This window comes from Sphingomonas pokkalii, assembly GCF_003096275.1.
GTDB classification, from domain to species: Bacteria; Pseudomonadota; Alphaproteobacteria; order Sphingomonadales; family Sphingomonadaceae; genus Sphingomonas; species Sphingomonas pokkalii.
In genome coordinates this window covers 398,034-415,418 of sequence record NZ_QENQ01000001.1, presented here as the reverse complement: position 1 = coordinate 415,418, position 17,385 = coordinate 398,034, and the positions used below count along the sequence as shown (strand labels likewise).

At 65.7% G+C, this 17,385-nt stretch carries 23 protein-coding genes; 15 read left to right on the top strand and 8 right to left on the bottom strand.

Annotated features, from left to right (window positions below):
• Positions 1 to 31 precede the first annotated feature (31 nt).
• From DD559_RS02050 to hemE, 4 genes are all read right to left on the bottom strand, one after another.
• Entirely contained in the window at positions 32 to 751 is a 720-nt protein-coding gene (locus tag DD559_RS02050; RefSeq protein WP_116467720.1) for a TerC family protein, read from the bottom strand.
• A gap of 134 nt (positions 752 to 885) precedes the next feature.
• The gene (gene rho, locus DD559_RS02045) at positions 886 to 2,142 is read right to left on the bottom strand and encodes a transcription termination factor Rho (protein WP_019369107.1); all 1,257 of its coding nucleotides are present in this window, start codon (positions 2,140 to 2,142) and stop codon (positions 886 to 888) included.
• Positions 2,143 to 2,330: 188 nt separating this feature from the next.
• Positions 2,331 to 2,783: a CopD family protein gene (locus tag DD559_RS02040; protein ID WP_116467719.1), complete on the bottom strand. Its 453-nt coding sequence runs from the start codon at positions 2,781 to 2,783 to the stop codon at positions 2,331 to 2,333.
• Positions 2,780 to 3,736: a uroporphyrinogen decarboxylase gene (gene hemE, locus DD559_RS02035; RefSeq protein ID WP_240610084.1), complete on the bottom strand. Its 957-nt coding sequence runs from the start codon at positions 3,734 to 3,736 to the stop codon at positions 2,780 to 2,782. The genes DD559_RS02040 and hemE overlap by 4 nt, the downstream gene beginning before the upstream one ends.
• A 377-nt stretch (positions 3,737 to 4,113) precedes the next feature.
• Here hemE and DD559_RS02030 point away from each other — a divergent pair, with 377 nt between their 5' ends.
• From DD559_RS02030 to DD559_RS01980, 11 genes are all read left to right on the top strand, one after another.
• Complete coding sequence (locus DD559_RS02030) at positions 4,114 to 4,929, top strand: pyruvate, water dikinase regulatory protein (RefSeq protein ID WP_206364421.1); 816 nt, start codon at positions 4,114 to 4,116, stop codon at positions 4,927 to 4,929.
• Positions 4,929 to 5,528 (top strand): Maf family protein, encoded by a 600-nt coding sequence (locus DD559_RS02025; RefSeq protein WP_116467718.1) that lies wholly within the window; start codon positions 4,929 to 4,931, stop codon positions 5,526 to 5,528. Before DD559_RS02030 ends, DD559_RS02025 begins: the two co-directional genes overlap by 1 nt.
• A complete protein-coding gene (gene aroE / locus DD559_RS02020) occupies positions 5,525 to 6,334 on the top strand; it encodes a shikimate dehydrogenase (protein ID WP_116467717.1) in 810 nt (269 codons plus the stop codon). The genes DD559_RS02025 and aroE overlap by 4 nt, the downstream gene beginning before the upstream one ends.
• Positions 6,331 to 6,936, top strand: coding sequence for a dephospho-CoA kinase (gene coaE, locus DD559_RS02015; RefSeq protein ID WP_116467716.1), 606 nt, complete (start codon positions 6,331 to 6,333; stop codon positions 6,934 to 6,936). The genes aroE and coaE overlap by 4 nt, the downstream gene beginning before the upstream one ends.
• A gap of 7 nt (positions 6,937 to 6,943) precedes the next feature.
• The gene (gene dnaQ / locus DD559_RS02010) at positions 6,944 to 7,654 is read left to right on the top strand and encodes a DNA polymerase III subunit epsilon (protein ID WP_116467715.1); all 711 of its coding nucleotides are present in this window, start codon (positions 6,944 to 6,946) and stop codon (positions 7,652 to 7,654) included.
• A 35-nt stretch (positions 7,655 to 7,689) separates the two neighbouring features.
• Entirely contained in the window at positions 7,690 to 8,289 is a 600-nt protein-coding gene (gene hpf / locus DD559_RS02005) for a ribosome hibernation-promoting factor, HPF/YfiA family (protein WP_116467714.1), read from the top strand.
• Between the two features lie 42 nt (positions 8,290 to 8,331).
• Positions 8,332 to 8,799, top strand: a complete 468-nt coding sequence (locus DD559_RS02000) for a PTS sugar transporter subunit IIA (protein ID WP_116470654.1) — start codon at positions 8,332 to 8,334, stop codon at positions 8,797 to 8,799.
• On the top strand, positions 8,759 to 9,262 hold the full coding sequence (locus DD559_RS01995; protein WP_116467713.1) for a PaaI family thioesterase: 504 nt from the start codon (positions 8,759 to 8,761) through the stop codon (positions 9,260 to 9,262). The genes DD559_RS02000 and DD559_RS01995 overlap by 41 nt, the downstream gene beginning before the upstream one ends.
• Positions 9,259 to 9,600: a DUF1491 family protein gene (locus DD559_RS01990; protein WP_116467712.1), complete on the top strand. Its 342-nt coding sequence runs from the start codon at positions 9,259 to 9,261 to the stop codon at positions 9,598 to 9,600. The genes DD559_RS01995 and DD559_RS01990 overlap by 4 nt, the downstream gene beginning before the upstream one ends.
• Positions 9,601 to 9,797: 197 nt before the next feature.
• Entirely contained in the window at positions 9,798 to 10,415 is a 618-nt protein-coding gene (locus tag DD559_RS01985) for a cell wall hydrolase (RefSeq protein WP_240610082.1), read from the top strand.
• A gap of 83 nt (positions 10,416 to 10,498) precedes the next feature.
• Positions 10,499 to 11,005, top strand: a complete 507-nt coding sequence (locus tag DD559_RS01980; protein WP_116467710.1) for an MmcB family DNA repair protein — start codon at positions 10,499 to 10,501, stop codon at positions 11,003 to 11,005.
• 9 nt (positions 11,006 to 11,014) lie between these two features.
• Here DD559_RS01980 and DD559_RS01975 read toward each other — a convergent pair whose 3' ends face one another.
• Positions 11,015 to 11,635 (bottom strand): ankyrin repeat domain-containing protein, encoded by a 621-nt coding sequence (locus tag DD559_RS01975; protein WP_116467709.1) that lies wholly within the window; start codon positions 11,633 to 11,635, stop codon positions 11,015 to 11,017.
• 73 nt (positions 11,636 to 11,708) lie between these two features.
• Here DD559_RS01975 and DD559_RS01970 point away from each other — a divergent pair, with 73 nt between their 5' ends.
• From DD559_RS01970 to DD559_RS01960, 3 genes are read left to right on the top strand one after another with little or no spacing between them, the layout of a single operon-like run.
• Positions 11,709 to 12,299, top strand: coding sequence for an SCO family protein (locus DD559_RS01970; protein ID WP_240610081.1), 591 nt, complete (start codon positions 11,709 to 11,711; stop codon positions 12,297 to 12,299).
• Positions 12,287 to 12,730 (top strand): YcgN family cysteine cluster protein, encoded by a 444-nt coding sequence (locus tag DD559_RS01965; protein ID WP_116467707.1) that lies wholly within the window; start codon positions 12,287 to 12,289, stop codon positions 12,728 to 12,730. Before DD559_RS01970 ends, DD559_RS01965 begins: the two co-directional genes overlap by 13 nt.
• A complete protein-coding gene (locus DD559_RS01960; RefSeq protein WP_116467706.1) occupies positions 12,727 to 13,398 on the top strand; it encodes a M48 family metallopeptidase in 672 nt (223 codons plus the stop codon). Before DD559_RS01965 ends, DD559_RS01960 begins: the two co-directional genes overlap by 4 nt.
• Positions 13,399 to 13,406: 8 nt before the next feature.
• On the opposite strand, the gene DD559_RS01955 is transcribed toward DD559_RS01960, so the two are convergent.
• Genes DD559_RS01955 through DD559_RS01945 form a run of 3 tightly spaced genes read right to left on the bottom strand, consistent with a single transcriptional unit; the run spans position 13,407 to position 16,538 of the window.
• Complete coding sequence (locus DD559_RS01955; RefSeq protein WP_116467705.1) at positions 13,407 to 15,545, bottom strand: transglycosylase domain-containing protein; 2,139 nt, start codon at positions 15,543 to 15,545, stop codon at positions 13,407 to 13,409.
• 44 nt (positions 15,546 to 15,589) lie between these two features.
• Positions 15,590 to 16,003, bottom strand: a complete 414-nt coding sequence (gene msrB, locus DD559_RS01950) for a peptide-methionine (R)-S-oxide reductase MsrB (protein WP_116467704.1) — start codon at positions 16,001 to 16,003, stop codon at positions 15,590 to 15,592.
• Between the two features lie 34 nt (positions 16,004 to 16,037).
• Positions 16,038 to 16,538: a sterol desaturase family protein gene (locus tag DD559_RS01945; RefSeq protein ID WP_116467703.1), complete on the bottom strand. Its 501-nt coding sequence runs from the start codon at positions 16,536 to 16,538 to the stop codon at positions 16,038 to 16,040.
• Positions 16,539 to 16,721: 183 nt separating this feature from the next.
• On the opposite strand from DD559_RS01945, the gene DD559_RS20035 reads away from it, so the two are divergent.
• Positions 16,722 to 17,385: ATP-grasp domain-containing protein (locus DD559_RS20035; RefSeq protein ID WP_240610080.1), on the top strand; the 664-nt coding region annotated here is incomplete at its 3' end.

Here is a 17,385-nt window from a genome sequence, read left to right as displayed (position 1 = left end):
CCTCCCTGCCGCGCAGGGAGGGGCGCAGGGCTTAGAAGAGGCTGGTGATGCCCGCCGTCCCGGCCGTGCCGACCCAGCCTTCGTAGATCATCTTGAACGCGACGAAAACGATCACCGCCAGGCCGAAATAGGCGATCCAGCGATGGCGATCGATCAGCTTGGCGATCAGGTTCGCGGCAAGCCCCATCAACGCAACCGACAGCAACAGCCCGACCACCAGGATCCCGGGATGCTCGCGGGCCGCCCCTGCCACGGCCAGCACGTTATCCAGGCTCATGGATACGTCTGCGATCGCCACCGCCCAGGCGGCGCCGGCAAAGCTCCGCGCCGAACGCACGCCCGAATGCTCGTCGCCCTCGATCTCGTCCGATCCCGCGCTTTCGCCACCGTGCCGGATCTCACGCCAGAACTTCCAGCTGACCCAGAGCAGCAGCAGGCCGCCCGCAAAGATCAGCCCGACGATGCCCATCAGCCAGCTGACGATCAGCGCAAAGGCGATCCGCAACACCAAGGCTGCGCCGATGCCGATCAGGATCACCTTCTTGCGCTGTTCGGCCGGTAGCCCCGCCGCCAGCGCACCGACGACGATGGCGTTGTCGCCGGCCAGTACGAGGTCGATCATCAGGACCGATCCGAACGCCGCCAGCGCGGCCGGATCGCCGAGATTGGAGAAATCGGCGACAATATGCTGCCAGATATCCAGGGGCGTGCCGATGCCGGCCGCCGCTGCGCTGAAGAATAGATCGATCATGCCCTAGCCCTAGCGCCGGGAGCGGCGCGCGCAAAGCCTACGCGGTATCCCCCGATGCGTTCCCCGGCGGACCCGCAAAAAAAAGGCCGGGCACAGGCCCGGCCTTTCCGATCCTTGCAGCAGTCCCTGCAGCGTTACTGGTTCATGCTGTCGAAGAAATCTTCGTTGGTCTTCGAATCCTTCATCTTGTCGAGCAGGAACTCCATCGCGTCGATGGTACCCATTTGCATCAGGATGCGGCGCAGCACCCACATCTTGGTGAGCTTGGCCTTCTCAACCAGCAGCTCTTCCTTGCGGGTGCCCGACTTGCCGACGTCCAGCGCGGGGAAGATGCGCTTGTCCGCCACCTTGCGGTCGAGCACGATTTCGGAGTTGCCGGTGCCCTTGAACTCTTCGAAAATCACTTCGTCCATGCGGCTGCCGGTGTCGATCAGCGCGGTGGCGATGATCGAGAGCGAGCCACCTTCCTCGATGTTGCGCGCGGCGCCGAAGAAGCGCTTCGGGCGCTGCAGCGCGTTCGCATCGACACCGCCGGTCAACACCTTGCCCGAGCTGGGCACCACGGTGTTGTAGGCGCGGCCGAGGCGGGTGATCGAATCGAGCAGGATCACCACGTCCTTCTTGTGCTCGACCAGGCGCTTGGCCTTTTCGATCACCATTTCGGCAACCTGCACGTGGCGGTTGGCCGGTTCGTCGAAGGTCGAGCTGATCACTTCGCCCTTCACCGAACGCTGCATGTCGGTGACTTCTTCCGGCCGCTCGTCGATCAGCAGCACGATCAGGAAGACTTCGGGATGGTTGTCGGTGATCGCCTTGGCGATGTTCTGCAGCAGCACCGTCTTACCGACACGAGGCGGGGCGACGATCAGCGCGCGCTGGCCCTTGCCCTGCGGAGCGACGATGTCGATCACCCGCGCCGACTTGTCCTTGACCGTCGGGTCAAGCGTGTCGAGGCGCAGCTTCTGCTCCGGGTAAAGCGGGGTTAAGTTGTCAAAGTTCACACGGTGACGCACTGCATCGGGATCGTCGAAATTGACCTTGAGCAGCTTGGTCAGCGCGAAGTAGCGTTCGCCGTCCTTGGGCGCGCGGATCTCGCCTTCCACCGTGTCGCCGGTGCGCAGGCCGAACTTCCGCACCTGGTTGGGGCTGACATAGATGTCGTCGGGACCGGCGAGATAGTTCGCCTCGGGTGAGCGGAGGAAGCCGAAGCCGTCGGGCAGCACTTCGATCGTGCCTTCGCCGGTGATCTGGTCACCCTGTTCGGCCTGGGCCTTGAGGATGGCGAAGAGCAGGTCCTGCTTGCGCAGCGTCGACGCGCTCTCGACGCCCAATGCCTCGGCCATGGTGACCAGTTCGGCGGGGGCGGTCTTTTTGAGGTCCTTGAGATGCATGGAAGGTCCGGAATTTCTAAGGGGGGAGAGCGTCGATCGGCGAAGACAGCGCGCGGAATTCGATGCTTGCAGGAAGGATGCGCCGAGGACCGGCGCACGCTTCCGGAGTTAGGTAGGGCTCCCCCCCAAGTCAACTGCGATTCGGCGCAGATTCGGAGGCACCGATCGCAGCAATCGTTCTCAGCGACTCAGAACGGTTTCACTTCGGCCAGGATGACGATGACCACCAGCGCCAGCGCCGGCACTTCGTTGAGGAATCGCAAGGTACGCGTCGCGATCGGCGCCTCCCCGCGCGCCAGCTTCCTCGCATAGCCTACCGCCCAGCCGTGATAGCCGCTCAGCAGCACGACGAGCAGCAGCTTGGCGTGGAGCCAGCCGATGCCCGGCTGCCCGTCGAACAGCCCGATATTGGCAGACAGCGCCAGCCCCAGCGCCCAGACGATGAGCATCGAGGGCGTCAGGATCATCCGCTTCAGCAGCGCCTCGCGCTTCGCCCACGCCGCCGCCTCGGGCGTGCCCAGCGCCTCCTGGTGGTGGATCAGGTAGCGCGGAAACAGGAACAGGCCCGCCATCCAGAATACCACGAAGATGACGTGGAACGCCTTCACCCACAGATAGGCATTGCCCAGCCAGCCGATCATGAAGCGGTTCCTCGCACACGGGCCAGCAGCTGCTCGACATGCGCGATCGGCGTGTCGGGCAGGATGCCGTGCCCCAGGTTGAACACATGCGGCCGTTCCGGAAAGGCCGCCAGGATCCGGTCGATCGCGCTGTCCAGCACCGCGCCGCCCGTGATCAGCGCAAGCGGATCGAGATTGCCCTGCACCGGCAGCCCTTCCGGCAGCACCGTGTTCGCCCATGCGGGGTCGACCGTCTCGTCCAGGCCAATCGCATCGACGCCGGTTTCGCGGGCATAGGCGGCAAGCTTGCCCCCCGCCCCCTTCGGGAATCCAATTACGGGCACCAGATCGCGAACGGCGGCCGCGATCCGCGCGTTGGGAGCGATCACCCAGCGTTCGAACTGGGCGGGGCTGAGGCTGCCGGCCCAGCTGTCGAACAGCTGCACCGCCTCCACGCCCGCTTCGGCCTGGGCGCGGAGATAGGAGATGGTCTGATCGGCGATGCGATCGACCAGTGCCTGCATCAGGCCCTCGTCGCGATAGGCAAGGCGGCGTGCCTCGGCCTGTTCGCGGCTGCCCTGCCCTGCGATCATGTAGGTCGCCACGGTCCAGGGAGAGCCCGCAAAGCCCAGGAAGGTGGTCTGGGGGTCCAGGGACGCCTTCACCCGCCTTATCGTGCCGTAGATGGGCTCCAGGACGCTGGAATCGGCATCGAAGCCGTCGAGCACGTCCCTTGCGGTGACCGTCGGGGCGAGTCTGGGGCCCTCGCCGGTCTCGAACCACAGCTTCTGGCCGAGCGCCATCGGCACCACCAGGATGTCGGAAAACAGGATGGCGCCGTCCATGCCGAAGCGGCGGATCGGTTGCAGCGTGATTTCGGCGGCAGACTCGGAATCCATCGCGAGGGCGAGGAATCCGCCCTTTTCGGCACGGAGCGCGCGATATTCGGGCAGGTATCGGCCGGCCTGGCGCATGAGCCAGACGGGTGGAACGGGCTGGCGAGTCCCTTGCAGGGTCGCGAGCAGCGGCTTGGATGCGCGAAGAGTCAGAGCCGGGATCCCACTACTAGAAGATTCGATTCTCAGGATGTTGGAGTCTGTTGGCGGGTGAAAGCCGGGGCTTATGGCGATGTGAGTCAGTTGCCAACAATTTGACTCCTGCGGCCATACGGATTCGCCCGGATTCGGGAAATCTGTCCACAAGACTCACAGCCTGTGCATGGAAAGCACAAGCTGGGGATGCCGCTGTGGACGAATCACACGGGCTTTCCCGAATCACGGCGGGTTGGCCGGGTGCCGCGGTTACGCTACCGCTTGTTCGCCATGTTATGCACAGATCGGTCCCCAGCCTGATGCGGCTGCACCTCCATTTGCTCTCGGACTCCACCGGGGAGACGCTGGAAAACATCGCCAAGGCGGCGCTGGCGCAGTTCGACGATGTCGAGCCGCTCAGGCATTTCTGGCCGATGGTGCGCAGCGAGGCGCATCTGGAGCGCATCCTCCAGGAGATCGCGCAGAATCCGGGCTTGGTGATCTACACGCTGGTCAATCGCGACATCCGGCGGATGCTCGAGACGCGCTGCCGCGCGCTGGGGTTGCCGGCGATCGCGCCGCTCGATCAGGTGAGCCACGCGCTGTCCAACCTGCTCGGGCAGGAGGCCAAGGCCCGGCCCGGGCGGCAGCATATGCTCGATGCCGCCTATTTTGCCCGGGTCGATGCGATCCAGTTCACCATCGCCCATGACGACGGGATCGGCTGGGAGGATTGGGAGGAAAGCGACATCCTGCTCGCCGGCGTGTCACGCTCGTCCAAGACGCCGACCTCGATCTATCTCGCCAATCGCGGCTACAAGGTGTCGAACATTCCCGTGGTGGTGGAATCGCCGCCGCCGCCCAAGCTGTTCCAGCTGAAGCGCCCGCTGATCGTCGGGCTCACCACCAGCGCCGACCGGCTGGTGCAGATCCGCCGCAACCGCCTACTCTCGCTCAATCAGGCGCCGGAGACCGACTATGTCGACCAGGAAGCGGTGCAGCGCGAAATCGCCTTTGCCCGCCGGATGTTCGCCGACAATGGCTGGCCGGTGATCGACGTAACCCGCCGCTCTATCGAGGAAACCGCGGCTGCAATCATCCAGCTGTGCAACGACCGTGAAATGGAACGCCGATAATGCCGACTCTCGTCCTTGCCTCGCAGAGCGCCTCGCGCCGGGCGATGCTCGATGCCGCGGGCGTGGCGCATGAGGCGCTGCCGGCGCTGGTCGACGAAGCGAGTGCGAAGGAGTCGCTGCTTGCCGAGGGCACGTCCCCCCGCGACCTTGCCGATGCGCTCGCCGAGCTGAAGGCGCTCAAGGTGTCGCGCATGGCGCCGCAGGCACTGGTGCTGGGCGGGGATTCGCTGGTCGCGCTCGACGACGGCAGCCTGCTCGACAAGCCGGAGAGCCGCGCGCAGGCGCGCGACCATCTCCAGCGCATGTCGGGCAAGACCCACGACATCTACAGCGCCGCGGTGATCGCGGAGGGTGGCCGCCCGGTGTGGCGCCATGTCGATCGCGCGCGGCTGCATGTCCGCCCGCTGAGCGAGGCGTTCATCGAATCCTATCTCGACCTGGAATGGCCCGCGATCGCCGGTTGTGTCGGCTGCTTCCGGATCGAGGGGCCCGGCGTGCAGCTCTTCAGTCGTACCGAAGGCAGCCATTTCACCATTCTCGGCATGCCGCTGCTGCCGATTCTCGACTATCTGCGCACCCGGGGAGTGATGCCCAAGTGACTCGCTATGCCGAGGTGATCGGCGATCCGATCGCCCATTCCAAATCCCCGATCATCCACAAATTCTGGCTCGATGCGCTGGGAATCGAGGGCGATTATCGCCGCACCCATGTGCTGGGCGACGACCTCGCGGGCTATTTCGCCCGCGCGAAGGACGACGCCGACTGGCGCGGCTGCAACGTCACGATTCCGCACAAGCTGGCGGTGATGGACCTGGTCGGCGATCCCGGGGGCGTGCGCAGCACGATCGGGGCGATGAACACGGTGATCCGCGGCGAGGACGGCGCGCTGATCGGCACCAATACCGACGCCGGCGGCTTCTTCTCCCCCATCGCCGGGCTGGAGCTGGAAGGGCGCCATGCGGTGGTGGTCGGTGCCGGTGGCGGCGCGCGCGCCGTGCTGTTCGCGCTGTCACGGGTCGGGATCGGCCGCGTGACCATCCTCAACCGCAACGTGCTCAAGGCGGCGGCCCTGCTCTCCAGCTTCGGGGTGAAGGGCGATGCGCTGCCGATCGGCGCGCCGCTGCCGCCCGCCGATCTGCTGGTTAACGCCAGCCCGCTCGGCATGGCGGGCCAGCCGCCGCTCGACCTGGATCTCGCGCCGCTGCCAGAGCACGCGGTGGTGTACGACATCGTCTACGCCCCGCTGGAGACGCCGCTGCTCGCCCAGGCGCGCGACCGTGAACTCGATACAGTCGACGGCCTCGAAATGCTGGTCGGCCAGGCCGCCCTTGCCTTCGAGCTCTTCTTCGGCGCCGAGCCCCCGCGCGACCGCGACGAGGAACTGCGCGCGCTGCTCACCGCATGAGCAGGCGGCCGATCGTGCTCGGGCTCACCGGCTCGATCGGCATGGGCAAGTCGACCGTGGCGGCGATGTTCGCCGCCGACGGCGTGCCGGTGTTCGATGCCGATGCGACCGTCCACCAGCTCCAGGGCCCGGACGGTGCGGCGGTGGCGGCGATCGAGGCGGAATTTCCGGACACCACGACCGACCTCGGCGTGAATCGTACGCTGCTGCGCGAGGCGGTGATGGCCGATCCCACCGCCTTCGCCCGACTCGAAGCGATTCTCCACCCCGCGGTCGCCGCGGCGCGCGAGTCGTTCCTTGCCGCCCATGCCGACGCGCCGCTGGTGGTTCTTGACGTACCGTTGCTGTTCGAGGCGGGCGGCTGGCGGCATGTCGACAAGATCGCCGTGGTCTCCGCACCGCCCGAGGTCCAGCGCGAACGCGTCCTCGCCCGCCCGGGCATGACCGTGGAACGCTTCGAAGCGATTCTCGCGCGCCAGACGCCCGATGCCGAGAAGCGCGCCCGCGCCGATTTCGTCATCCCTACCGGCGAAGGCCTGCAGGTTACGGAAGATTGCGTACGCACGGTCATCGCTTGCCTCGCGCCGCCTGCGGGTGGATAAGCGATCCATGCGGGAAATCGTGTTTGACACCGAAACGACGGGACTCAGCTTCTCAGGCGGAGATCGCCTCGTCGAAATCGGCTGTGTCGAACTGGTGAACCGGGTTGCCACCGGCAACCATTTCCACGCCTATATCAATCCGCAGCGTGCCATGCCGGTGGAGGCGTTCAACGTCCACGGCCTGTCCGAGCGGTTCCTCTCCGACAAGCCGCTGTTCGAGGAGGTGGTCGAGGACCTGCTCGACTTCATCGGCGACTCGCCGCTGGTCGCGCACAATGCGGGATTCGACTTCAGCTTCCTCAATGGCGAGCTGGGCAGGTGCAGCCGGCCGCTGGTCGACCTGAGCCGGATGGTCGACACGCTGGTGCTCGCGCGTACCAAGCATCCCGGCGCCAAGCACACGCTCGATGCGCTGTGCAGCCGCTACGGCATCGATCTCAGCGCACGCACGCTGCACGGCGCGCTGCTCGACGCGCAGCTGCTGGCGCAGGTCTATGTCGAGCTGACCGGCGGCCGCCAGATCACACTCGGCCTCGCCGAAGAGGTGCCGGTGATGCCGGAAACGGTCGCCGAGGCGCCGAGCCGGGTGCACGTCCGGCCCGCGCGGCATTTCACCGCGAGTGCGGCGGAACTTGAACGGCACGCAGCGTTTCTGAAGTCCCTGGACGAGCCGCTATGGGGTGTTCCCACAATCGACGCGGTTCCGGCGCAGCCCTAGGTCGCTCGTCCTTAATTGCGAAGTGGAGGTACATTATGGATATCCGGATCTCGGGGCATCAGGTCGATACGGGCTCGGCGCTCAAGACGCAGGTGACGGATCGGGTCCAGGGTATCGCCGACAAGTATTTCTCCCGCGCCATTTCCTCCCAGATCACCTTCGGCAAGGGGCCGCACGACAACGGCTTCACCTGCGATATCGTGATGCACGTGACCCAGGGGCTGGTGCTCAAGGCGACCAATTCCGGCATGGAAGCGCATGGCGCGTTCGACGGCGCGGCGGATCGGATCGACAAGCAGCTGCGCCGCTATGTCCGGCGGTTGAAGGATCGGCGTCCGGCCGAGGCAATCGCGCTGGCGGAAGGCGGCGCCTATGACAATGGTTTCGATAATGCCGGCTACACCCTGTTCCAGGAGGCGCAGGACGAGGATGAAGTCGCCGATGCACCCCTGGTGATCGCCGAGACGCGTGTCGACGTGCCCGAAGCCACCGTCTCGGATGCGGTGATGATGCTCGACTTGCGCAATACGAACGCGCTGCTGTTCCGCAACAGCGGTACCGGCGCCTATAATATGGTCTATCGCCGTGGCGACGGGACGATCGGCTGGGTTGAGCCCAACCGCGCACCGGCGTAAGGCGCCAGCTTGCCTGCGGGCAGCCGCTTCTTTGGAACGATGATGACTGATCTGAGCGATTTGCTCGTGCCGGAGGCGGTGCTCGCCGGCGTGACCGCTGGCAACAAGAAGGCGCTGTTTCAACAGCTTGGGTCCACCGCGGCGTCGGCGCATGGCGTCGACGCGCGGCTGGTGGCCGAACGGCTGGCCGAGCGTGAGCGGCTGGGTTCCACCGGCTTCGGCGCCGGTATCGCCATTCCCCACGCACGGCTGGATGATCTGCCGCGCGTTTGCGGCGTGTTCGCGCGGCTTGCCCAACCGGTCGATTTCGGCGCGGTCGACGATCTGCCGGTGGACCTGGTGTTCATGCTGCTTTCGCCCACCAATGCCGGCGCCGAGCATCTGAAGGCGCTGGCTTCGGTGTCGCGTCGGTTGCGCGAACGGCCTTTTGCGGAGAAGCTGCGAGGGGCTGGGTCGCCGGATGCGCTGTATGCGTTACTCACCGGGGTCGAGGCGCGTGACGCAGCCTGAAGGCGGGGCTTCGGCTCCAACGGGTGCGGAAGCCCATTATCGCGCCTTGGAGGCGCTCTACGCGGCGGCGCCGATCAACCAGCTCTTTCCTTCGGTGCTCGAGATACCGGAAGCCGGGATCGCCCGGATTCGGTTCGACGTCGATTCGCGATTTTTTCACGCTGCGGGCGCGGCGCACGGCACCAGCTATTTCAAGATGCTCGATGATGCCGCCTTCTATGCAGCGAACAGCCTGGTCACCGATCGCTTTCTGTTGACCACGGCGTTCAACCTGCTGCTGACCAAGCCGTTGGCGCAAGGGCCGGTGATCGCCGAGGGGCGTTGGGTGAGCGGCCAGCGGCGGGTATTCGTCGCCGAGGCGCGGTTGATCGATGCGCATGGCGAGGAGGCTGCACGCGGTACCGGCACCTTCATGCGCTCGCGCATCCCGCTGGCCACGCTGCCAGGCTATCGCACGCCATGACGCCCCGGCTGACCAGCGCGATGCTGGTGAGCGCCATGGTGCGGCGGGCGGATGCCGCCGGGGGATCGGCGATGGTGCTGGCAAAGGGCGACGCCACTTCCGGGGCGATCCTGCTCCTGTTGCTGGAGCGGGGGGCGAATCCCCGCTTCGTCGAACGCGGCATCGGGCCGCAAGGCGTGCCCGCGCTGGTGCCGTCCGGCCCTGCCGGTCTGGCGGACGAGGAATCGGCCACCAGCTATTGGCAAAGGCGGCGCGCGCGCGATTCCGACCTGTGGGTCGTGGAACTGGATATCGCAGACGCCGAACGGTTCGCCGCTGAAACGATGAACCTTTGTTGACAGTCGGCCCAGCGCCCGCGAAAGGGACGATCACGTTAATTCGCGTTGTGCCGGTCGGGGTGTGAAGTCGATCGGTTACGCAGTCGGGGGGTAAGCCCGGCGGTCTCACTCCTCCGGAGCAGCAGGCCGGCCGCGCGCCAACCGCACATTACTGATATGAAATGAAGCTCCTGCCACGAGCTGCTACTTTTGCAGCTGTGACTTTTTGCGCTGGCGCCCTGGCAAACGCCGCCACGCTCAACCTGACCCCGCTCCCGCAGCAGGACTCGCATGGCAATGCCATGGTGCAGCCGATCCCGGGTCAGGAACAGAACGCCCTTCCCTCGGCGCCGGTTCCCGCGACACAGTCCGCGGTCGAGCAGCAGGATGGTGCCGAAAAGACCGATCCAACGCCCGAATATGCAAGCCTTTCCGATGCGGTTGCCGCGCAGGAAGACGTCGCCGCGCTCGAAGACGATCGTGAGCTGCATTGCCTTGCCACCGGGGTCTATTTCGAAGCACGCAGCGAGCCGCTTTCGGGTCAGCTCGCGGTTGCCGATGTCATCCTGAATCGTAGCACCTCCGGCCGTTTTCCGGGCTCGGTCTGCTCGGTGATCACCCAGCGCGGCCAGTTTTCGTTCGTTCGCGGCGGCAAGCTGCCCAAGGCGCCGGAAAACGCCCAGTGGCGCCGGGCGATGGCGGTCGCGCAGGTCGCCCGCAAGAATCTGTGGGAAAGCCCCGCCGGCGACGCCCTTTATTTCCATGCGCGCTATGTGAATCCGAACCTGGGCCGGGCGACCGTTGCCACCGTGGGAAATCACATCTTCTACCGCTGATCGGTGCAGCCGATCGCTCCAGAAAAGCCGCCGACGCGATTCGGCGGCTTTTCTGCGTTCTGTAAATGTTCTAGACGCTCGGCATGGACGCCGCCTCGCCTTCCGTTGCTCCCGCCGCCGGACCTTCGCCCGATGCCGAGGCGCTGGTTGCCGCGGATGTGGTTCGCGGCGTGTCCCGCATGTTGTTGCGCCATGATTGCGTGGCCATCGCCGAAGTACCGCTGGAAGGCGGTCGGCGGGTCGACCTGATGGCGCTGGATGCGCGCGGTGCCGTGGTGATCGTGGAAATCAAGGTTTCGCGCGCCGATCTGCTGGGCGACAGCAAATGGCAGGAGTATCTTGCGCATTGCGATCGCTTTTTCTGGGCGGTGCCGCACGGCTTTGATCATCGGCCACTGGAACAGCCGCACTTCCTGCCCGAACGTACGGGCCTGATCGTCGCCGATCGCTATGATGCAGCGGTGGCGCGGGAAGCTGCGACCGTGCCGCTGGCGGCGGCGTTGCGCCGAAAGGCCACGCTCGCCTTCGCCCGGCGTGCGGGGCGAAGGCTGCTGGGAATGCTCGATCCCGACGTTGCCGACGGGTTCTGAATCGCGGCGTTAGAGCTTCGGGCCCGCCGCGGTGGGGGCGCGGCCAACCTTGGGAGCATCGCTCAGCATCTTGGCGATGCTCGGGTAGCGGGTTTCGCGCTGCGCATATTCGCGCGCGGAAAGCCCGCCTCCGAAATCGCTGCGATCGGGATCGGCACCCGCGTCGAGCAGTTTGCGCACCACATCGGCATTGTGCGCCAGAACCGCCCGGATCAGCGGCGTAACGCCAGCATTGTTGGCAAGGTTCACGTTCGCCTTCTTGGCGATGAGTGCCTCCACGCCAGGGATCCATCCCCGTTCGGCGGCGAAGATCAGCGCGGTATTGCCTTCGCGATCCTGGATATTCACGTTCACGCCGGGCTGGTTGATCAGCACCGTCAGATAGGTCGGGTCGCTCCGCTTGACGACGATGTGCAAGGCAGCCTCGCCGGTCCCGTAGGGATCCTTGACGTTGACCATCGATATCGCCTTGTCGCGCAGGAACTCGTTGACCTTGGCGCCATCCTGCTTACGGATCGCGTCGAGGAACTGGATGCTTTCGCGCGGCTGGCCGCCTGCGCCTTGGGCCAGGGCGGGAAGCGGCAGGAGCAAAAGCGCTGCTGCGACGGCGGTAGCGAAGCGAACGTTCATTGCGTGATCAATACCCTTGGTTACTGGCAGCACGTGCCGGAAGGGTTCGTAACAGAAGATGGCGGTGGACTCCATGAACAGCGTGCTTCGGAAGCTGCAACCTCTCGCCGCGGCGGTCGCCTTGACGCTTGCGGGCTGCGGTGCCGGCGCACCGGGCGAAGCGCCGCTGGCCGGTGCGCGGATTGGCGGGCCGTTCACCCTTACCGATCAGAACGGCAAGCAGGTGCGCGATAGCGATTTCGCCGGCAAATACCGGATCGTCTATTTCGGGTACACCTATTGTCCCGATGTCTGCCCTACCGATCTCGCCAGGATCGGCGCCGCGCTGCGCACGCTGGACAAGCAGGCACCGGGCATTGCCGGCAAGATCGTGCCCTTGTTCATCTCGGTCGATCCGGAACGCGATACGCCCGCGCAGCTCAAGCAGTATGTCGGCAATTTCCATCCCCGTCTGATCGGGCTGACCGGCACACCGCAGCAGATCGCGCAGGTGGCGAAGGCATACGCCATCGCCTATATGAAGCAGCCGACGCCGTCGGGCTATCTGATGGGCCATACCGAGGTCGCCTATCTGATGGGGCCGGACGGCAAGCCGATCACCAGCCTGCCGCTGGAAAAGGATTCGCCGGCGATCGTCGCCGAACTTGAGCATTGGGTGCGGTGACCATCAAATTCTGGGAAGACCTGCCGCTGGAGGCGCTGGACCGCGCGCAATGGGAGGCGCTGTGCGACGGCTGCGGCAAATGCTGCCTCCACAAGCTGGAGGATGAGGAGACGGGCGAGCTGTTCGCCACCAACGTCGCCTGCAAGCTGCTCGATCGCAAGATGGGGTTGTGCAAGGATTACAAGCACCGCCGTGCCTATGTGCCCGAATGCGTGCGGCTGACGACGCGCAACGTTGCCGATATCGAATGGCTGCCCTCCACCTGTGCCTATCGCCTGCGGGCCAATGGCGAGAAGCTGCCCGACTGGCACTATCTCGTATCCGGTGACCGCGAGGCCGTGCATCGGGCGGGCGAATCCACCCGCGGCTGGACGATCTCCGAGGATGATGCCGGTGACCTCGAGCATCACATGACGGATCGTCGCCTTTGATCGAGGGGCTCGAAGTGATCCGCCATCCCCGCGCCCGGCGGATGCGGCTTGCGATCGATCCCCGCGACGGGAAGGTACGATTGACGATTCCGCCGCGCGCCTCGCTTGCCAAGGCGATGCAATGGGCCGGCGAGCAACAGGGCTGGATCGCAGCGCAGCGGAAGCGCTTGCCGGGTTCGCGACCGTTCGTCCCGGATGCGCGGATTCCGTTCGAGGATGGCGAATTGACGATCGTCTGGCCGGCACCTGGCGTGCGCGGCGTGCGGCGTGTGGGCGATCAGCTGTTGTGCGGCGGCACCGAAGAGGGGCTGTCTCGCCGTATCGAGCGCTGGCTCCGCGCCGAGGCGCTGCGAATTCTGAGCGAGGAGACGGCGCAGTACGCCGCGCTGGCAGGCGTGCGCGTCACCAAGGTCGCGATCGGCGATGCGCGGAGCCGCTGGGGCAGTTGCGCCTCGACCGGGGTGATCCGCTACAGCTGGCGATTGGTCCTCGCGCCGAGCGCGGTACGGCGTGCGACCGTGGCCCATGAAGTCGCCCATCGAATCCATATGCACCACGGCCCCGATTTCCACGCACTGGTCGAACAGCTGTACGGCGCCGACCCGACACCCCATCGCCACTGGCTGCGCCGGCACGGGGCCGCATTGCATTGGGTGGGACGCGCCTAGCGCGGGCTTCAGAATTCGTCGTTGGGGCGTTGGCGGTCCTGCGGTGCCGGCTGGCGCTGTGGCGGCCGCGCCGGCGGTTGCTGCTGCGCCGGTGCGCGGCCGGTCATCCGATTGATCCAGTCGCGATCGAGCTTCTCGCCCTGCGACGGCTGCGGCGCGGGACGCGCGGCAACGGTGCCGTCGGCCGCGTCGCCATCCTGTGGCTCGACCGGCACATTCGGCGGCGGCGCAACCGGATTACCGCTCTCGTCCAGCATCATGCCGTTGTCCGGGGCGCCATAGGCGTCTTCATCGGGCTCCAGCATGTTGTCGGGCGGGGTAAGCTGGGTTTCGAACTGTTCCACCGGGCGGTTGGCAACCGCTTGCACCATGAAGTCGTGGAAGGCGCGCGCGGGGGCGCGGCCGCCCTGCAGGCCCGGCACCACCTTGGCGTCGTCGCGACCCATCCACACGCCGGTGGTGAGCCCGCTGGAAAAGCCGATGAACCAGCCGTCCTTGTTCGAGGTCGTCGTGCCGGTCTTGCCCGCCACCGGGCGGCCGATCTGCGCCGCCCGGCCGGTGCCGGTGGCAACGGCGGTCTGCATCAGGTCGATCATCTGCGCGGCGACGTAATTGGCGACCAGGACATGGCTGGTATCCACCTCATGCTGGTAGATCACCTGGCCGTTGGCGGTCACGCGCGTGATGCCATAGGGCGTCACCGCCACGCCGTTATTACCCACCGAGGCGAAGGCGCGGGTCATGTCGATCAGGCGGACGTTGGAGGTGCCGAGCACCATCGCCGGCTGGGTGTTGATCGGCGTGGTGATGCCGAAGCGCTTGGCCATGTCCGCCACCGTGGTGAAGCCGACTTCCTGGCCCAGCTTCGCCGCGATGGTGTTGACCGAATAGGCGAAGGCGGTGCGGATCGTGATCGGGCCGCTGTTGCGGCGCGAATCGTTGCGCGGCGTCCAGCCGTCGATCGTCACCGGTTCATCGACGACCACGTCGTCGGGCTTGTGCCCGGCTTCGAGCGCGGCGAGATAGACGAACAGCTTGAACGACGAGCCCGGCTGGCGCTGCGCCTGAGTCGCGCGGTTGTAGATCGAGGACACATAGTCCTTGCCGCCCACCATCGCCCGTACCGCGCCGTCGCGATCGATCGAGACGAGCGCGCCCTGCGCCCCGTCCGGGGCATTGGCGCGGATCGCCTGATCCGCGCTGCGCTGCATGTTGAGGTCGAGCGTGGTCCACACATCGAGCGGCGCTTCGGTTTCGTCGATCAGCGTTTCCAGCTGCGGCAATGCCCAGTCGGTGAAATAGCGGACGCTGTTCTGCTTGGGCTCCGGTGCCAGCTGCACGCTGTGCGGATCGGTGCTCCTGGCCTGGGCCTCGCTGATCTTGCCGGCATCGGCCATCAGCTTGAGCACCACCGTCGCACGGTCCACCGCCGCTTCGGCATCGGCCGTGGGCGAATAATGCGAGGGGGCCTTCACCAGGCCGGCAATGATCGCGGATTCGCCCAGCGACAGATTGGTCGCGGGGTGGCCGAAGAATTTGCGGCTCGCCGCGTCGATGCCATAGGCGCCGCCGCCGAAATAGACCTTGTTCAGATAGAGCTCGAGAATCTCCTGCTTGGAGAATTTGCGCTCCAGCGCGAGTGCCAGGATCGCCTCGCGGATCTTGCGGCCGACGCTGTACTTGTTCGACAGGAAGATGGTGCGGGCCACCTGCTGGGTGATGGTGGAGCCGCCCTGCAGGCGCCGACCTTCATCATGCAGCCGCTTTGCCACCCAGAAGATGCGGGCCACGCCGACCGGGTCGACCCCCCAGTGCGATTCGAATCGGCGATCCTCGGTGGCGATGATCGCGTCCTTCATCGCCTGCGGGATCTGGTCGTACTTGATCCACTCGCCATAGCTCGGCCCGAGCGAGACCAGCACCGTGCCGTCCACCGCATGGACACGGATCATCTGGCCGTTGGGCGAAGATTTCATCTGGTCGAAGCTCGGCAGGGTCGAGCGTGCGGAATAGACTGCGATCACCAGGGCGGTGAACGCAATCAACCCCACCCCCAGGCCGCTCAAGAACGACCAGAGGAGGAACTTCTTCCAGAAGGAGCCCCGGCGCCACCAGGGCGCAGCTGCGATTTTCGATTTCACGGCCATGTACGGCGTGGTCGATTACAGGGTGCGGGGCAATCTCACAAGGATCAGGCTGCCGAACCGCCGGCGGCGCGCGGCCGGAAGTCCAGGCTTACCGAATTCATGCAATAGCGCAGGCCCGTCGGCGGGGGCCCATCGGGGAATACGTGGCCAAGATGGCCGTCGCAGCGTGCGCAGCGCACTTCGACGCGGCGCATCCCATGGCTCACATCGGCATGTTCGGAAACATGGTCGGGGGCGATGGGCTGGGTGAAGCTGGGCCAGCCGGAGCCGGAGTCATATTTGTCGACGCTGTCGAACAGGTCGAGCTGGCAGCCGGCGCAGCGATAGATACCGTCCGCCTTGTTATCGTTGAAATGGCCGGAAAAGGCGCGCTCCGTCCCGGCTTCGCGCAGGACGTGATACTGCTGCGGGGAGAGGCGTTTGCGCCATTCGGATTCGGAGAGGTTCAGGTGCTCCATAGACCATAGGATGTGGGTCTCCCGGGGCGTGGCGTCAATCCGGGATGGTGCTGGATTGCGTGAGCGCGCCGCTCTTGCGCAACTGCGCCTTCAGCACGTCCGGCCGCGGGGCATAGAGAAAGCCGAAGCTCACCGTGCCCTTTCGGCTGTGAACCGCATGATGCAGCCGGTGCGCCTGCACGATCCGCTTCATATAGCTGGAACGCGGCACGTAGCGGTGGCGGATTCGCTTGTGTACGATCAGGTCGTGGAAGCCGAAATAGATCGCACCATAAGCGGCGATCCCAGCGCCGATCCACGCATAGCCCGGCCACCAGCCGAGATGGACCCCGCCAAGGAGCAGGATGAACGACGGCACCGCGAAAATCGCCGCGTACAGATCGTTCCATTCCCAGTTGCCGGAGCGCGGGCGGTGGTGGCTGGCGTGGAGGAACCAGCCGGGACCGTGCATGATCCAGCGATGGGCTGCATATGCGAACAGCTCCATGCCGAGGACGGTGGCGACGAACAGCGCGATTCCAGACAGTGGCGACATGCCGCCTCTCTAGGCGATCCCGCACGCGCTTGCCATTGACTTTGCCCAAAGGGGCAGGCGTGCATCTTTCTTGATGTTCATTCGCAATCGCATTAGTGCGCAAAAGGGTGGATTCTACGCGCGCGCTGTGCTTAGGCGGGCGCGATCCATTTCCCCGTTCCCTTGAAAAGGCGGACTGCTCCCATGAACATCCACGAATATCAGGCCAAGGAACTGCTCGCGAAGTTCGGCGTGCCCGTGCCGGCCGGCTTTGCTGCTCTTAGCGTCGAGGAGGCCGTCGAAGCCTCGAAGAAGCTGCCCGGGCCGCTCTATGTCGTGAAGGCGCAGATCCATGCCGGCGGCCGCGGCAAGGGCAAGTTCAAGGAACTGCCGGCCGAAGCCAAGGGCGGTGTCCGCCTCGCCAAGACCGAGGACGAGGTTCGTCACGCCGCGACCGAGATGCTCGGCAACACGCTGGTGACGATCCAGACCGGCGCCGCCGGCAAGCAGGTCAACCGCCTGTACGTCACCGACGGCGTCGACATTGCCAAGGAATTCTACCTCGCGCTGCTGGTCGATCGCGCCACCGGCCGCGTCGCGTTCGTCGTCTCGACCGAAGGCGGCATGGACATCGAAACCGTCGCGCATGACACGCCCGAGAAGATCCACACCTTCGACGTCGATCCCGCGACCGGCTTCATGCCGCACCATGGCCGCGCGGTCGCCAATGCGCTGGGCCTGGAGGGCGATCTCGCCAAGCAGGCGCAGAGCCTCGCCGGCAAGGTGTACGACGCCTTCCTCGGCACCGACGCCTCGCAGATCGAGATCAACCCGCTTGCCGTCACGCAAGACAACAAGCTGCTGGTGC

Bases quoted from the DNA above. Each gene is read 5' to 3' on its own strand.
- DD559_RS02050 (WP_116467720.1), bottom strand. From the start codon at position 751: ATGATCGATCTATTCTTCAGCGCAGCGGCGGCCGGCATCGGCACGCCC.
- rho (WP_019369107.1), bottom strand. From the start codon at position 2,142: ATGCATCTCAAGGACCTCAAAAAGACCGCCCCCGCCGAACTGGTCACC.
- DD559_RS02040 (WP_116467719.1), bottom strand. From the start codon at position 2,783: ATGATCGGCTGGCTGGGCAATGCCTATCTGTGGGTGAAGGCGTTCCAC.
- hemE (WP_240610084.1), bottom strand. From the start codon at position 3,736: ATGCGCCAGGCCGGCCGATACCTGCCCGAATATCGCGCGCTCCGTGCC.
- DD559_RS02030 (WP_206364421.1), top strand. From the start codon at position 4,114: ATGCGGCTGCACCTCCATTTGCTCTCGGACTCCACCGGGGAGACGCTG.
- DD559_RS02025 (WP_116467718.1), top strand. From the start codon at position 4,929: ATGCCGACTCTCGTCCTTGCCTCGCAGAGCGCCTCGCGCCGGGCGATG.
- coaE (WP_116467716.1), top strand. From the start codon at position 6,331: ATGAGCAGGCGGCCGATCGTGCTCGGGCTCACCGGCTCGATCGGCATG.
- dnaQ (WP_116467715.1), top strand. From the start codon at position 6,944: ATGCGGGAAATCGTGTTTGACACCGAAACGACGGGACTCAGCTTCTCA.
- hpf (WP_116467714.1), top strand. From the start codon at position 7,690: ATGGATATCCGGATCTCGGGGCATCAGGTCGATACGGGCTCGGCGCTC.
- DD559_RS02000 (WP_116470654.1), top strand. From the start codon at position 8,332: ATGACTGATCTGAGCGATTTGCTCGTGCCGGAGGCGGTGCTCGCCGGC.
- DD559_RS01995 (WP_116467713.1), top strand. From the start codon at position 8,759: ATGCGTTACTCACCGGGGTCGAGGCGCGTGACGCAGCCTGAAGGCGGG.
- DD559_RS01990 (WP_116467712.1), top strand. From the start codon at position 9,259: ATGACGCCCCGGCTGACCAGCGCGATGCTGGTGAGCGCCATGGTGCGG.
- DD559_RS01980 (WP_116467710.1), top strand. From the start codon at position 10,499: ATGGACGCCGCCTCGCCTTCCGTTGCTCCCGCCGCCGGACCTTCGCCC.
- DD559_RS01975 (WP_116467709.1), bottom strand. From the start codon at position 11,635: ATGAACGTTCGCTTCGCTACCGCCGTCGCAGCAGCGCTTTTGCTCCTG.
- DD559_RS01970 (WP_240610081.1), top strand. From the start codon at position 11,709: ATGAACAGCGTGCTTCGGAAGCTGCAACCTCTCGCCGCGGCGGTCGCC.
- DD559_RS01955 (WP_116467705.1), bottom strand. From the start codon at position 15,545: ATGGCCGTGAAATCGAAAATCGCAGCTGCGCCCTGGTGGCGCCGGGGC.
- msrB (WP_116467704.1), bottom strand. From the start codon at position 16,003: ATGGAGCACCTGAACCTCTCCGAATCCGAATGGCGCAAACGCCTCTCC.
- DD559_RS01945 (WP_116467703.1), bottom strand. From the start codon at position 16,538: ATGTCGCCACTGTCTGGAATCGCGCTGTTCGTCGCCACCGTCCTCGGC.